General features: G+C 67.0%; 1 protein-coding gene. It reads left to right on the forward strand.

What is annotated here, in order from left to right; genetic code table 11:
• Nucleotides 1–1,140 (forward strand): NAD(P)/FAD-dependent oxidoreductase (locus AC1DVA_RS28515; RefSeq protein WP_476808147.1); only part of this gene is annotated, 1,140 nt, incomplete at both ends.

Genomic DNA, 1,140 nt, shown 5'->3' on the forward strand with positions numbered 1-1,140 from the left:
CTCGGGTCGTCCGTCCCTCATGTCGGTCGTGGCGGGCGACGCTGGCGCGATCGCGATCCCCTTCGATGCGCCGCATCTGCGGGCCCTTGTCATCGGCTCGGCCGATGTCGGGGAAGTCATCATGCGCGCCTTCATCCTGCGACGCGTCATGCTGATCGAAGCGGGGCAGACCGGCGGCGCCGGATCGATCCTGGTGGGACGCCGGGATGATCCGGGCATCGTCCAGTTATCGGGCTTTCTCACCCGCAACGGCTACCCCCACACCGTTATCGCCACATGCCAGGCCGAGGGTCGAGAGCTGGTCGAGCGGCTCGGCGTCGGCGCCGACGAGCTGCCGCTGATGATCTGTCCGAACGGCACGGTGCTCAGACGCCCGAGCAATGCGGATGCCGGATCCTGTCTGGGCATCACGCCGGATCTCGACCCGGACAAGGTCTATGACGTGGCGGTCATTGGAGCCGGGCCCGCCGGGCTTGCCACTGCTGTCTACGGCGCGTCCGAAGGTCTTTCGGTCCTGGTACTAGACAGCCGCGCCTTCGGCGGCCAGGCTGGCGCATCGGCTCGGATCGAAAACTATCTCGGCTTTCCCACCGGCATCTCCGGGCAGGCGCTCGCAGGGCGGGCCTTCAATCAGGCGGCGAAGTTCGGTGCCGAGCTCGCCATCCCGCTCACCGTCGAAATGCTCCACTGTCACGGCGTAGATGCGGAGGTTCCGTTCACCATCGATCTCAGCAGCGGAGGCACTGCCCGCTGCCGCACCGTGGTCATTTCTTCGGGAGCCCGCTATCGGCGGCCGGACATTCCCAATATCGAAGAGCTGGAGGGGGCCGGCGTTTCCTATTGGGCATCGCCCGTCGAGGCGCGGCTTTGCGCGGGGCAAGAGGTCGTCCTGGTGGGCGGAGGAAACTCGGCCGGGCAAGCCGTCGCCTATCTCGCACCGCAGGTCAGGCACCTGCACCTCGTGGCGCGACGCCCGCTCGAACAGACCATGTCCCGGTATCTGATCGACCGGATCGCGGCTCTGCCCAATGTCGAGGTGCATGTCGGCAGCGAGATTGTCGATCTGCAAGGCGACCGCGCGAATGGCCTGACCGGGGCGAGGTTCCGGGACAGCCGGACCGGTGCGATCCGGGAGTGCAC

Source organism: Allobosea sp. P4_C6 (assembly GCF_056402015.1).